Below are 13,923 nucleotides of genomic sequence, written 5' to 3'. Positions count from 1 at the left end.
GCACACCCCGTTTCGCGGGAACCACCTTGTAGAACAACTGGAAGAAGCCTGTGCCAAGTTGATCGGCGCCCTGTCGGTGACCAGGCCCGCGGACCTACCATGACGATGTGAACGACATCGACGCATGGGTGTGGTGGCTCGTCGGCGCCGTGGCGCTGGGTATCCCGCTCGTGGTGACCGCGATGCCGGAGTTCGGCATGCTCGCCGTGGGGGCACTGGCGGCTGCCGGCGCGGCCGGACTGGGCGGCGGAGTCGTCGTCCAGGTCCTCGTGTTCGCCGTCGTATCGACCGCGCTCATCGCCGTCGTACGGCCCATCGCGACCCGGCACCGCGCCGACCGGCCTCAACTCCTCTCCGGAATCGACGCGTTGAAGGGCAAACAGGCCGTAGTCCTGGAACGCGTCGACGGTTCCGGTGGCCGGATCAAGCTTGCCGGAGAGGTCTGGTCGGCCCGCTCTCTCGACACCCAACTCGCCTACGAAGTAGGCCAGGAGGTGGACGTCGTCGAGATCGAGGGGGCCACGGCGATCGTCATGTGACCTCGCACGACGTAAGTGAACGGAACGTCCCCGGGGCAGCCGACGGTCTGTCACACTCGACCAGCAAGATCTTCAACAAGCAGGATCTTCAACAGGCATACGATCTTTCCGTGAGCGTCAAGGCGGAGAAGGGATACGGGGATCCACGATGGAACCCATCATCATCGTCCTGATCATTCTGGTGGTGTTGGTCTTCATCGCCCTGATCAAGACCATCCAGGTCATCCCACAGGCCAGCGCCGCCATCGTGGAGCGGTTCGGCCGGTACACGCGGACACTCAACGCGGGCCTGAACATCGTCGTCCCGTTCATCGACACCATCCGCAACCGCATCGACCTCCGCGAGCAGGTCGTGCCGTTCCCGCCGCAGCCGGTGATCACCCAGGACAACCTGGTCGTCAACATCGACACCGTCATCTACTACCAGGTGACGGACGCGCGGGCGGCGACGTACGAGGTCGCGAGCTACATCCAGGCGATCGAGCAGCTCACCGTCACCACGCTCCGCAACATCATCGGTGGCATGGACCTGGAGCGGACCCTGACCTCCCGCGAGGAGATCAACGCGGCCCTGCGCGGAGTCCTCGACGAGGCCACCGGCAAGTGGGGCATCCGCGTCAACCGCGTCGAACTGAAGGCGATCGAGCCGCCGACCTCCATCCAGGACTCGATGGAGAAGCAGATGCGCGCCGACCGTGACAAGCGCGCCGCGATCCTCACCGCCGAAGGTATCCGCCAGTCCCAGATCCTCACGGCGGAAGGTGAGAAGCAGTCCTCGATCCTGCGCGCGGAAGGTGAGGCCAAGGCCGCAGCCCTGCGCGCCGAGGGCGAGGCCCAGGCCGTCCGTACGGTCTTCGAGGCCATCCACGCCGGTGACCCGGACCAGAAGCTCCTCTCCTACCAGTACCTCCAGATGCTCCCGAAGATCGCCCAGGGCGACGCCAACAAGCTCTGGATCGTCCCCAGCGAAATCGGCGACGCGCTCAAGGGCCTGTCCGGCGCCATGGGCAACTTCGGCAACCTGGGCGGCGGTTCGGGCGGCGGCGGAGACACCCCGAGCGGCGGCTCCGAACGCCGGGAAAAGCCGTCAATCACAGACTGACGGCTCCTCAGAGATGCGGCGAGCGTGTCCCCGCGCCCCTTCAAGGGCGCGGGGAACTGCGTGATCAACCACATCCGACCCGCACGGACTACGCCGCGGGCTGCACCAACCACTCAGGCAGTGCCTCGAACTCCCCCTGCCCCAAGGACAAGAGCATCGCATCCGCAGGCGAAGGCTCGAACGGCAGCCGCAGCAACGGCATCCCCGCCTGCTCCGGAGTCCGCGCCGCCTTACGGTGGTTGTCCTCCGCGCACGACGCGACCGTGTTCAGCCAGGAGTCCTGCCCACCCTGCGCCCGCGGCACCACATGGTCCACGGTCGTCGCCCGCCGGCCGCAGTACGCGCACCTGTGCCGGTCCCGGACCAGCACGCCGCGCCTCGACCACGGAGCTTGTCTTCGGAACGGCACCCGGACATAGCGGCAGAGCCTGATCACACGCGGCGCGGGTATGTCGACCGCCGCTCCGCGCATACGGATCTCGGGGTGGGCCTGCTCGACAACGGCCTTGTCCTGCAGCACCAGAACGACGGCCCGGTTCAACGTCACCGTCGACAGTGGCTCGAAGCTCGCGTTCAGTACCAGCGTGTCCCGCATCCAGCCCACCTCCTCTGCTCACCGGCCCACCGCGTGGCGGGCGGGCTTGGATCAACTCTGGCCGGGCACGCCGAGATGGACAACGCAATAAAAAATGCCCGCCTCTGATCACTTCCATGACCAGAGGCGGGCAAACGTTCAATGAACGTCAGTCTTCGGCGGGAACCTCGTACTCACCGACGAGTTGGGCACGCGCGATCGCGTGGAACCGCAGATTGAATCCGACGACCGCGGGTGACGCGTCCGCGTCCGGACCCAGCTTCTCCTGATCCACGGCGTACACCGTGAACACATACCGGTGCGGGCCGTCCCCGGCCGGCGGCGCCGCACCACCGAAGTCCCTCGTGCCGTAGTCGTTGCGCACCTGGACCACGCCCTCGGGCAGCCCCTCGAACTTGCCGCTGCCCGCGCCGGCCGCCAACTCGGTCACCGAGGCAGGGATGTCGAACGCGACCCAGTGCCAGAACCCGCTGCCCGTAGGCGCGTCCGGGTCGTAGCAGGTCACGGCGAAACTCCTGGTCTCCGGCGGGAATCCCGCCCACCGCAGCTGCGGCGAGGTGTTGCCGGACGCGTAGACCTGAGCGTCCTTGAGGGTCGAACCCGCCTCGACGTCCTCACTCGTGACCGTGAACGACGGCACGGGCGGATGGAAGTCGTGCGGCATAGGCGGCCTCTTGAGCTCGGTCACCTCGGTACCTCCTGGTGGGACGGGGGCGGATCTGTAGTCGTATCGGACGCTACTAGAACCAGCTGCGCTTGCTGCCGACCTCGGCCAGCCACTGGTTCAGGTACGCCGCCCAGTCCGTGGCCTGGTAGTCGTGCAGGCCCACCTGGAACGACCGGAAGGTGTCGCTGCCCTCGCTGAACAGACCGGGCTTCTTGTCCATCTCCAGCACGACGTCCATCGCGTGCTCGTCGGCGACGAAGCTCAGCTCGACCTGGTTGAGGCCCCGGTACTGCGCCGGCGGGAAGAACTCGACCTCCTGGTAGAAGGGAAGCTTCTGCCGCGTACCGCGGATGTGCCCGCGCTCCAGGTCCGCGTTCTTGAACCGGAAGCCCAACTGGACGAAGGCGTCCAGGATCGCCTTCTGCGCGGGCAAGGGGTGCACGTTGATGGGGTCCAGGTCACCGGAGTCGACGGCGCGCGCGATCGCCAGCTCGGTGGTCACTCCGATGTGCATACCGCGCAGCGCCTGACCGTCGATCATCGTGACCGGCGTCTCCCACGGGATCTCCAGCCCGAACGGCACGACGTGCACGGCACCGGCCTGAACCTCGAAGGCACCGCCCAGCCGCAACTTCGTGAACTCGATGTCCTGCTTGTACTCCTGGTCGCCGCCCTCGACCTCGACCTTGGCCTGGAGCCCGACGGACAGCCCTTCGATCTGCTGGTTGACGGAACCGCCCTGGATCCGCACCTCACCCTGGACGACACCGCCCGGAACGACGTTGACCTCTGTCAACACCGTCTCGACCGAAGCCCCACCGGCACCCAGGCTCGCGAGCAGCTTCTTGAACGCCATGTCTCTCCTTCTCCAGCGATCCTTGCGATCCCTTGATCCTTAGAAACGCGATCCGACCGTGACCGGTTCCGCCCTAGGTCGTTTCTGATGGCTCTTGGACGGTGTCGCGGAGCCAGATGACGATCGCGGTGACGGTGAGGGTGCCGTTGAAGATGTAGTCGCGTTTGTCGTACCGGGTAGCCACCGCGCGGAACTGCTTCCACTTGTTGATGCACCGTTCGACCGCGTTGCGGCGGCGGTACTGGGTCTTGTCGAAGGCCGGGGGCCGGCCGCCGGAGCGTCCGCGGTTCCTGCGGTGGGCCCGCTGGTCGTCGGGCTGCGCGATGGTGGCTTTGATGCCGCGCCGTCGCAGGTAGGCGCGGTTGTCGCGGCTGGAGTACGCCTTGTCACCGCGCACCCGGTCCGGCCGGCTGCGCGGGCGGCCCGGTCCACGGCGCCGGATGCGTAAGCCGTCCAGGACCGGGGCGAACATCGGGCTGTCACCGCGCTGCCCGGGCGAGGTCAGCCAGTGCAGGGGGCGGGCCCGGTCGTCGGAGAGCAGATGGACTTTGCTGGTCAGCCCGCCCCGCGAGCGCCCCAACGCCTCACGCCCATCGGCCTCCTCACGCGTCCCGCCCCCTTTTGCGGGTGGTCGGCCGGGAGCTTGCGGGGCGCTCCGGCCGCGTGCTGATGCGCCCGGCAGGAGGTCGAGTCGATGTTCACCGCCCACTCCTGCCGGGACTCCTCGCGGGCGAGCGCCGCGTCCGGGTCACCGGCATCCGCCTCGATCTGCAGCTCCTGGAGGATGGCCCGCCAGGTGCCGTCGGCCGACCAGCGGCGATGCCGTTCATAGACGGTCTGCCAGGGACCGTACCGTTCCGGCAGGTCCGGCCAGGGCACCCCGGTCCGGGCCCGGAACAGCACCCCGTTGATCACCCTGCGGTGATCCGCCCACTGCCCGCCCGGTCTGCCGTTGTCGGGCAGAAGAGGCTCGATCCGCTGCCACTGCACGTCCGTGAGCTCATGTCGCCGCACCATACGAACGTCCTGCCCGGTCGACCCCGAGATCCACCCAGCCCACCAAGAGCCATCAGAAACGGCCTAACCCTGGCAAGGCGGACGCTTCCTGACCACCCCGTTCGCCGAGACACACTGCACTACGCTCGGACGGCATGATCGCGCCCGCTGACCGTACGCCTCTCCCCAGGGAGTTCTTCGACCGGCCGGTACTGGAGGTGGCCCCCGACCTCCTGGGCCGCGTCCTCGTACGCACCACCCCGGACGGTCCGATCGAACTGCGCCTCACAGAGGTGGAGGCGTACGACGGCCCGAACGACCCCGGCTCCCACGCCTATCGCGGACCCACACCCCGCAACAGCGTGATGTTCGGTCCGCCCGGACATGTGTACGTCTACTTCACCTACGGCATGTGGCACTGCATGAACCTGGTGTGCGGCCCCGAGGGCACGGCAAGCGGGATCCTGCTCCGGGCCGGCGAGATCATCACGGGCGCCGAACTCGCTCGCAAACGTCGAATTTCAGCCCGAAACGACAAGGAACTGGCCAAAGGCCCGGCTCGCCTGGCTACAGCCCTGGGTGTGGACAGGACTCTCGACGGTACGGACGCCTGCTCCGCCGGGGCCGCGCCGATCACGATCCTGACCGGCACCCCTGTCGGCTCCGAGCAGGTGGGCGTCGGTCCGCGCACCGGCGTGGCCGGCGACGGAGGCGTCCACCCGTGGCGCTTCTGGATCATCAACGACCCTACGGTGAGCCCTTATCGAGCTCATGCGCCCCGTCGTCGCTCAACTTGACGAGCCCTTGGGGGGTCCGTAATGTAGCCCGAGCCGCTTGAACCGGGTACGGCGATCGCCTGCAGCCGGAAGTGGCCAACCCACTACCTACGACTCCCTCTCAGCGGGGGCAATTTCGGCGTGCCTGCACACCGAATTGCAAACGCGTGGAACTCGATTATGAGTTGCCGAGGGAATCGGCTAACGTAGTGAATGTCGAAAGGCCGACAGGCGAAAGCCGAAAAGCCGGAGGCAATCCCGCCGACAGGGAATCGGACCGGAAAACGGTCTGGTAGAGTCGGAAACGCAAGACCGAAGGGAAACTGCCCGGAGGAAAGCCCGAGAGGGTGAGTACGAAGGAAGCGTCCGTTCCTTGAGAACTCAACAGCGTGCCAAAAATCAACGCCAAGTTTGTTGATACCCCGTCTCTCCCGTTCGGGAGGGCGAGGTTCCTTTGAAGCAGTAAACACAGCGAGGACGCTGTGAACGGTCGGGCTTATTCCGCTTGACTGTTCCGCTCTCGTGGTGTGACCCGATTACGGGTTGACATTCACGGAGAGTTTGATCCTGGCTCAGGACGAACGCTGGCGGCGTGCTTAACACATGCAAGTCGAACGATGAAGCCTTTCGGGGTGGATTAGTGGCGAACGGGTGAGTAACACGTGGGCAATCTGCCCTTCACTCTGGGACAAGCCCTGGAAACGGGGTCTAATACCGGATAATACTCCTGCAGGCATCTGTGGGGGTTAAAAGCTCCGGCGGTGAAGGATGAGCCCGCGGCCTATCAGCTTGTTGGTGAGGTAGTGGCTCACCAAGGCGACGACGGGTAGCCGGCCTGAGAGGGCGACCGGCCACACTGGGACTGAGACACGGCCCAGACTCCTACGGGAGGCAGCAGTGGGGAATATTGCACAATGGGCGAAAGCCTGATGCAGCGACGCCGCGTGAGGGATGACGGCCTTCGGGTTGTAAACCTCTTTCAGCAGGGAAGAAGCGAAAGTGACGGTACCTGCAGAAGAAGCGCCGGCTAACTACGTGCCAGCAGCCGCGGTAATACGTAGGGCGCAAGCGTTGTCCGGAATTATTGGGCGTAAAGAGCTCGTAGGCGGTCTGTCGCGTCGGATGTGAAAGCCCGGGGCTTAACCCCGGGTCTGCATTCGATACGGGCAGACTAGAGTGTGGTAGGGGAGATCGGAATTCCTGGTGTAGCGGTGAAATGCGCAGATATCAGGAGGAACACCGGTGGCGAAGGCGGATCTCTGGGCCATTACTGACGCTGAGGAGCGAAAGCGTGGGGAGCGAACAGGATTAGATACCCTGGTAGTCCACGCCGTAAACGGTGGGAACTAGGTGTTGGCGACATTCCACGTCGTCGGTGCCGCAGCTAACGCATTAAGTTCCCCGCCTGGGGAGTACGGCCGCAAGGCTAAAACTCAAAGGAATTGACGGGGGCCCGCACAAGCAGCGGAGCATGTGGCTTAATTCGACGCAACGCGAAGAACCTTACCAAGGCTTGACATACGCCGGAAAGCATCAGAGATGGTGCCCCCCTTGTGGTCGGTGTACAGGTGGTGCATGGCTGTCGTCAGCTCGTGTCGTGAGATGTTGGGTTAAGTCCCGCAACGAGCGCAACCCTTGTTCTGTGTTGCCAGCATGCCCTTCGGGGTGATGGGGACTCACAGGAGACTGCCGGGGTCAACTCGGAGGAAGGTGGGGACGACGTCAAGTCATCATGCCCCTTATGTCTTGGGCTGCACACGTGCTACAATGGCCGGTACAATGAGCTGCGATGCCGTGAGGCGGAGCGAATCTCAAAAAGCCGGTCTCAGTTCGGATTGGGGTCTGCAACTCGACCCCATGAAGTCGGAGTTGCTAGTAATCGCAGATCAGCATTGCTGCGGTGAATACGTTCCCGGGCCTTGTACACACCGCCCGTCACGTCACGAAAGTCGGTAACACCCGAAGCCGGTGGCCCAACCCCTCACGGGGAGGGAGCTGTCGAAGGTGGGACTGGCGATTGGGACGAAGTCGTAACAAGGTAGCCGTACCGGAAGGTGCGGCTGGATCACCTCCTTTCTAAGGAGCATTTCTTACCAGGGCTCTTCGGGGTCGTGGTCAGAGGCCAGTACATCGGCGAATGTCCGGTGCTGGTTGCTCATGGGTGGAACGTTGATTATTCGGCCGGGTTCACGGGTCGGAGGCTTGTAAGTACTGCTCTCGCAAGAGGGCGTGGAAAGCATGATCTCCGGGCGGGACATGGTCGGGCACGCTGTTGGGTGTCTGAGGGTACGGCTGTGAAGCCGCCTTCAGTGCCGGCCCCGGTAAAAATCCGCTTTGGTGGGTTGTGACGGGTGGTTGGTCGTTGTTTGAGAACTGCACAGTGGACGCGAGCATCTGTGGCCAAGTTTTTAAGGGCGCACGGTGGATGCCTTGGCACCAGGAACCGATGAAGGACGTGGGAGGCCACGATAGTCCCCGGGGAGTCGTCAACCAGGCTTTGATCCGGGGGTTTCCGAATGGGGAAACCCGGCAGTCGTCATGGGCTGTCACCCACATCTGAACACATAGGGTGTGTGGAGGGAACGCGGGGAAGTGAAACATCTCAGTACCCGCAGGAAGAGAAAACAACCGTGATTCCGGGAGTAGTGGCGAGCGAAACCGGATGAGGCCAAACCGTATGCGTGTGAGACCCGGCAGGGGTTGCGTATACGGGGTTGTGGGATCTCTCTTTCATGGTCTGCCGGCCGTGAGACGAGTCAGAAACCGTTGGTGTAGGCGAAGGACATGCGAAAGGTCCGGCGTAGAGGGTAAGACCCCCGTAGTCGAAACATCAACGGCTCGTTTGAGAGACACCCAAGTAGCACGGGGCCCGAGAAATCCCGTGTGAATCTGGCGGGACCACCCGTTAAGCCTAAATATTCCCTGGTGACCGATAGCGGATAGTACCGTGAGGGAATGGTGAAAAGTACCGCGGGAGCGGAGTGAAATAGTACCTGAAACCGTGTGCCTACAAGCCGTGGGAGCGTCGCTGTATGTGCTTGCATATACAGTCGTGACTGCGTGCCTTTTGAAGAATGAGCCTGCGAGTTTGCGGTGTGTTGCGAGGTTAACCCGTGTGGGGAAGCCGTAGCGAAAGCGAGTCCGAATAGGGCGGTTTAGTAGCGCGCTCAAGACCCGAAGCGGAGTGATCTAGCCATGGGCAGGTTGAAGCGGAGGTAAGACTTCGTGGAGGACCGAACCCACCAGGGTTGAAAACCTGGGGGATGACCTGTGGTTAGGGGTGAAAGGCCAATCAAACTCCGTGATAGCTGGTTCTCCCCGAAATGCATTTAGGTGCAGCGTCGTGTGTTTCTTGCCGGAGGTAGAGCACTGGATAGGCGATGGGCCCTACCGGGTTACTGACCTTAGCCAAACTCCGAATGCCGGTAAGTGAGAGCACGGCAGTGAGACTGTGGGGGATAAGCTCCATGGTCGAGAGGGAAACAGCCCAGAGCATCGACTAAGGCCCCTAAGCGTACGCTAAGTGGGAAAGGATGTGGAGTCGCACAGACAACCAGGAGGTTGGCTTAGAAGCAGCCACCCTTGAAAGAGTGCGTAATAGCTCACTGGTCTAGTGATTCCGCGCCGACAATGTAGCGGGGCTCAAGCGTACCGCCGAAGTCGTGTCATTCCAGCAATAGGGCCAACGCCTGTTGGGATGGGTAGGGGAGCGTCGTGTGCCGGGTGAAGCTGCAGCGGAAGCTAGTGGTGGACGGTTCACGAGTGAGAATGCAGGCATGAGTAGCGATACACACGTGGGAAACGTGTGCGCCGATTGACTAAGGGTTCCTGGGTCAAGCTGATCTGCCCAGGGTAAGTCGGGACCTAAGGCGAGGCCGACAGGCGTAGTCGATGGATAACCGGTTGATATTCCGGTACCCGCTGTGAAGCGTCAAACATTGAACCAGGCGATGCTAAGTCCGTGAAGCCGCCCCGGAGCCTTCGGGCAAGGGGGAGTGGTGGAGCCGACGGACCAGACCTGCAGTAGGTGAGTGATGGGGTGACGCAGGAAGGTAGTCCATCCCGGGCGGTGGTTGTCCCGGGGTAAGGGTGTAGGCCGTGTGATAGGTAAATCCGTCACACATTAGGGCTGAGACCTGATGCCGAGCCGATTGTGGTGAAGTGGATGATCCTATGCTGTCGAGAAAAGCCTCTAGCGAGTTTCATGGCGGCCCGTACCCTAAACCGACTCAGGTGGTCAGGTAGAGAATACCGAGGCGTTCGGGTGAACTATGGTTAAGGAACTCGGCAAAATGCCCCCGTAACTTCGGGAGAAGGGGGGCCATCACTGGTGAGGAGACTTGCTCTCCGAGCTGGGGGTGGCCGCAGAGACCAGCGAGAAGCGACTGTTTACTAAAAACACAGGTCCGTGCGAAGCCGTAAGGCGATGTATACGGACTGACGCCTGCCCGGTGCTGGAACGTTAAGGGGACCGGTTAGTCACATTTCGGTGTGGCGAAGCTGAGAACTTAAGCGCCAGTAAACGGCGGTGGTAACTATAACCATCCTAAGGTAGCGAAATTCCTTGTCGGGTAAGTTCCGACCTGCACGAATGGCGTAACGACTTCTCGACTGTCTCAACCATAGGCCCGGTGAAATTGCACTACGAGTAAAGATGCTCGTTTCGCGCAGCAGGACGGAAAGACCCCGGGACCTTTACTATAGTTTGATATTGGTGTTCGGTTCGGCTTGTGTAGGATAGCTGGGAGACTGTGAAGCGGGCACGCCAGTGTTTGTGGAGTCGTCGTTGAAATACCAGTCTGGTCGTGCTGGATGTCTAACCTGGGTCCGTGATCCGGATCAGGGACAGTGTCTGATGGGTAGTTTAACTGGGGCGGTTGCCTCCTAAAGAGTAACGGAGGCGCCCAAAGGTTCCCTCAGCCTGGTTGGCAATCAGGTGTTGAGTGTAAGTGCACAAGGGAGCTTGACTGTGAGACCGACGGGTCGAGCAGGGACGAAAGTCGGGACTAGTGATCCGGCGGTGGCTTGTGGAAGCGCCGTCGCTCAACGGATAAAAGGTACCCCGGGGATAACAGGCTGATCTTCCCCAAGAGTCCATATCGACGGGATGGTTTGGCACCTCGATGTCGGCTCGTCGCATCCTGGGGCTGGAGTCGGTCCCAAGGGTTGGGCTGTTCGCCCATTAAAGCGGTACGCGAGCTGGGTTTAGAACGTCGTGAGACAGTTCGGTCCCTATCCGCTGCGCGCGCAGGAACATTGAGAAGGGCTGTCCCTAGTACGAGAGGACCGGGACGGACGAACCTCTGGTGTGCCAGTTGTCCTGCCAAGGGCATGGCTGGTTGGCTACGTTCGGGAGGGATAACCGCTGAAAGCATCTAAGCGGGAAGCCTGCTTCGAGATGAGTGTTCCCACCCACTAGATGGGGTAAGGCTCCCAGTAGACGACTGGGTTGATAGGCCAGATCTGGAAGCCCGGTAACGGGTGGAGGTGACTGGTACTAATAGGCCGAGGGCTTGTCCTCAGTTGCTCGCGTCCACTGTGTTAGTTCTGAGACAACGACCGTTGTCGGCTTTTGAGCTGGAACATCCAACTGAAAAGTGTGCTTGTTCGCTCGAAACCAATAGGGTTTCGGTGGTCATAGCGTGAGGGAAACGCCCGGTTACATTCCGAACCCGGAAGCTAAGCCTTTCAGCGCCGATGGTACTGCAGGGGGGACCCTGTGGGAGAGTAGGACGCCGCCGAACAATCTTTGGAGGACCCCTGGTCCCAGCGTTCACGCTGGGACCAGGGGTCCTTTTGTTTTTTCAACAAGCACACTGCCCGTAGCGCGCCGGCTAGTCGGCTGCGCGAGAATGACTTGCGGTACCGATGACAGGAGTCACCCATCATGTCCACCAACTCTCCCGACGAGCGCCCGGAGCGCGACCAGCGCCGCCGGGACAGTGGTGACCGCGGCGATCGTGGCGGATACCGAGGGGCTCCGCGCCGTGACAACGACCGCCGCGACGACCGTGGTGGGTCCGACCGTGGGAGCCGACCGACGGGTGGTTACGGTCGCCGTGACGACCGGCCCGCGGCTGCCCCCCGTCGTGACGACCGGGGTGAGCGGCCCGCCGGCGGAGGTTTCCGTCGCGACGACAACCGTGGTGAGCGCGGCAGCTCTCCGCGCCGCGACGATCGCCGTGACGGAGATCGCGGGGCTCGTCCCGCGTTCCAGCGTGACAACCGTTCGGACCGGCCGGAGCGCTCGGACCGTCCGGCGGGACCCCGTCGTGACGACCGAGGGGACCGTCCCGCTTTCCGTCGGGACGACAACCGTGGTGGTGGCGGTGACCGCGGCGGCTTCGTTCGTCGTGATGATGATCGTGGTGGGTTCCGTGGGCGGAGTGACGACCGTGGTGGCCGTCCGGCCGGCGGTGGGTTCCCCCGTCGGGACGACCGTCAGGACGACCGCGGTGGCCGTCCCGCCAGCGGTGGCGGGTTCCGTCGGGAAGACGATCGCGGTGACCGCGGTGGGTTCCGGCGTGACGACGACCGTGGTGGGTTCCGTGGGCGCAGTGACGACCGTGGCGGTCGTCCCGCTGGTGGTGGTTTTGCCCGTCGGGACGACCGCGGTGGTCGTCCGGCCGGTGGTGGCGGGTTCCGTCGGGAAGACGATCGCGGTGACCGCGGTGGGTTCCGGCGTGATGATGATCGTGGTGGGTTCCGTGGGCGGAGTGACGACCGTGGTGGCCGTCCGGCCGGCGGTGGGTTCCCCCGTCGGGACGACCGTCAGGACGACCGCGGTGGCCGTCCCGCCGGCGGTGGCTTCCGTGGGCGTGATGACCGGCCGGCAGCCCCCCGTCGCGATGACCGGCGCGACGACCGTCGGGACGGGGAGCGTTCCGGCTTCCGGCGTGATGATGATCGTGGTGGGTTCCGTGGGCGGAGTGACGACCGTGGTGGCCGTCCGGCCGGCGGTGGGTTCCCCCGTCGAGACGACCGTCAGGACGACCGAGGTGGCCGTCCCGCCGGTGGTGGCGGGTTCCGTCGCGACGACAACCGGGGTGACCGCGGCGGTTTCCGCCGAGAGGATGACCGCGGGGGCAGTTCAGCCGGAAGCGGCGGTGGGTTCCGTGGCCGGGACGACAACCGTGGCGACCGTGGTGGATTCCGGCGTGATGACGACCGCCGTGAAGGCGATCGTGGTGGCTTCAGTCGGGACGACAGCCGTGGCCGGGACGACAACCGTGGTGACCGCGGCGGCTTTGTTCGGCGTGACGATGATCGTGGTGGGTTCCGTGGGCGGAGTGACGACCGAGGTGGCCGTCCCACCGGCGGTGGCTTCCGTGGGCGTGACGACCGTGGAGGTCGCCCCGCCGGCGGCGGCGGATACCGGGGGCGTGACGACAGCCGGGGCGATGACCGGCGTGGCGGCGGGTTCCGCGACGAGCGTGACCGCGACCGGGAGCCGATCAAGCGGCTGCCCATCCACGAGGACGTCACGGGCGACGAGATCGACAAGGACGTACGCCAGGAGCTGATGAGCCTGCCCAAGGGGCTGGCGGAAGAGGTCTCCAAGAACCTGGTGATGGTCGCCCGTCTCATCGACGAGGACCCCGAAGGTGCTTACGGGTACTCGCGGGTGGCTCTGCGACTGGCCTCGCGCGTGGCCGCCGTACGAGAGGCGGCCGGGTTCGCCGCTTACGCGAACCAGAAGTACAGCGAGGCGCTGGCCGAGTTCCGTGCGGCTCGGCGGATGACCGGGAACGTCGAACTGTGGCCCGTCATGGCCGACTGTGAGCGTGGGCTCGGGCGGCCCGAGAAGGCGCTCGAGATGGCCGGGGCGCCCGAGGTGCACAAGCTGGACAAGGCGGGGCAGGTCGAGATGCGGCTCGTCGCGGCCGGCGCCCGGCGCGACATGGATCAGCTCGACGCGGCCATCGTGACCCTGCAGAGTCCGGAGCTGGCCTCCAACTCCGTACAGCCGTGGACCGCGCGCCTGCGGTACGCCTACGCCGACGCCCTGCTCGCCGCCGGGCGCGAGGACGAGGCGCGGGAGTGGTTCGCCAAGGCCGTAGAGTCCGACAAGGACGGCAGCACGAACGCCTCCGACCGGCTCGCCGAGCTGGACGGCGTGGAGTTCGTCGACGCCTTCGACGAGAACGAGGAGGACGCCGACGCGGACGCGGAGGGCGACGAGGACGGGGATGAGAGCGACCTTGACGACAAGAGCGTCGAGTCCCTTGAGGTCGAGTCTGCCGACGCCACCGAGGCTGTCGACGCCACCGAGGCTGTCGAGTCGGTGGTAACGGTTGAATCCGCTGACGACAGCGACGACTCTGACGACAGTCCTTCGGACGAAGTCGAGGGCGACAAGCGCTGACCTGCGGTAATCGGTGAAGGGCGGGAT

Annotated in this window: 8 protein-coding genes, 3 rRNA genes and 1 pseudogene; 8 read left to right on the top strand and 4 right to left on the bottom strand. The window is 64.0% G+C overall.

Going from position 1 to position 13,923, the window contains the following annotated elements; genetic code table 11:
* The first annotated feature begins 107 nt into the window (after positions 1-107).
* Positions 108-539, top strand: coding sequence for an NfeD family protein (locus OHN74_RS08735; RefSeq protein WP_327693947.1), 432 nt, complete (start codon positions 108-110; stop codon positions 537-539).
* Positions 540-687: 148 nt separating this feature from the next.
* Complete coding sequence (locus OHN74_RS08730; protein WP_327693946.1) at positions 688-1,641, top strand: SPFH domain-containing protein; 954 nt, start codon at positions 688-690, stop codon at positions 1,639-1,641.
* 88 nt (positions 1,642-1,729) lie between these two features.
* Here OHN74_RS08730 and OHN74_RS08725 read toward each other — a convergent pair whose 3' ends face one another.
* The 4 genes from OHN74_RS08725 to OHN74_RS08710 form a co-directional block, all read right to left on the bottom strand.
* Positions 1,730-2,236 (bottom strand): HNH endonuclease, encoded by a 507-nt coding sequence (locus OHN74_RS08725; protein WP_327693945.1) that lies wholly within the window; start codon positions 2,234-2,236, stop codon positions 1,730-1,732.
* A 148-nt stretch (positions 2,237-2,384) separates the two neighbouring features.
* On the bottom strand, positions 2,385-2,924 hold the full coding sequence (locus OHN74_RS08720) for a YbhB/YbcL family Raf kinase inhibitor-like protein (protein ID WP_327693944.1): 540 nt from the start codon (positions 2,922-2,924) through the stop codon (positions 2,385-2,387).
* A gap of 52 nt (positions 2,925-2,976) precedes the next feature.
* Positions 2,977-3,759, bottom strand: coding sequence for a sporulation protein (locus tag OHN74_RS08715; RefSeq protein ID WP_327693943.1), 783 nt, complete (start codon positions 3,757-3,759; stop codon positions 2,977-2,979).
* Between the two features lie 73 nt (positions 3,760-3,832).
* A protein-coding gene (locus OHN74_RS08710) for an IS5 family transposase (RefSeq protein ID WP_443060330.1) occupies positions 3,833-4,776 on the bottom strand; the annotation gives its coding sequence in 2 pieces (ribosomal slippage) (positions 3,833-4,345 and positions 4,348-4,776; 942 coding nt in all).
* Positions 4,777-4,910: 134 nt separating this feature from the next.
* Between OHN74_RS08710 and OHN74_RS08705 the strand changes: the two genes are divergently transcribed.
* The 6 genes and pseudogenes from OHN74_RS08705 (at position 4,911) to OHN74_RS08680 (ending at position 13,896) form a co-directional block, all read left to right on the top strand.
* Positions 4,911-5,552 carry a DNA-3-methyladenine glycosylase gene (locus OHN74_RS08705; RefSeq protein ID WP_327693942.1) on the top strand — a complete coding sequence of 214 codons (642 nt, stop codon included), beginning with the start codon at positions 4,911-4,913 and terminating at the stop codon, positions 5,550-5,552.
* A 528-nt stretch (positions 5,553-6,080) separates the two neighbouring features.
* A 16S ribosomal RNA gene (locus tag OHN74_RS08700) occupies positions 6,081-7,607 on the top strand.
* Positions 7,608-7,929: 322 nt separating this feature from the next.
* A 23S ribosomal RNA gene (locus tag OHN74_RS08695) occupies positions 7,930-11,052 on the top strand.
* Positions 11,053-11,158: 106 nt separating this feature from the next.
* A 5S ribosomal RNA gene (rrf, locus tag OHN74_RS08690) occupies positions 11,159-11,275 on the top strand.
* The 16S, 23S and 5S rRNA genes sit together here, the layout of an rRNA operon.
* Positions 11,276-11,418: 143 nt before the next feature.
* A pseudogene (locus OHN74_RS42860) lies at positions 11,419-12,957 on the top strand (hypothetical protein); the annotation flags it as partial.
* Between the two features lie 96 nt (positions 12,958-13,053).
* Positions 13,054-13,896 (top strand): hypothetical protein, encoded by an 843-nt coding sequence (locus OHN74_RS08680; RefSeq protein ID WP_327700048.1) that lies wholly within the window; start codon positions 13,054-13,056, stop codon positions 13,894-13,896.
* The last annotated feature ends 27 nt before the right edge of the window (positions 13,897-13,923 follow it).

Origin of the sequence: Streptomyces sp. NBC_00459 (assembly GCF_036013955.1) — a bacterium.
GTDB lineage: Bacteria > Actinomycetota > Actinomycetes > Streptomycetales > Streptomycetaceae > Streptomyces.
The sequence above is the reverse complement of the archived record's forward strand: the minus strand, read 5'-3'. Positions and strand labels throughout refer to the sequence as shown.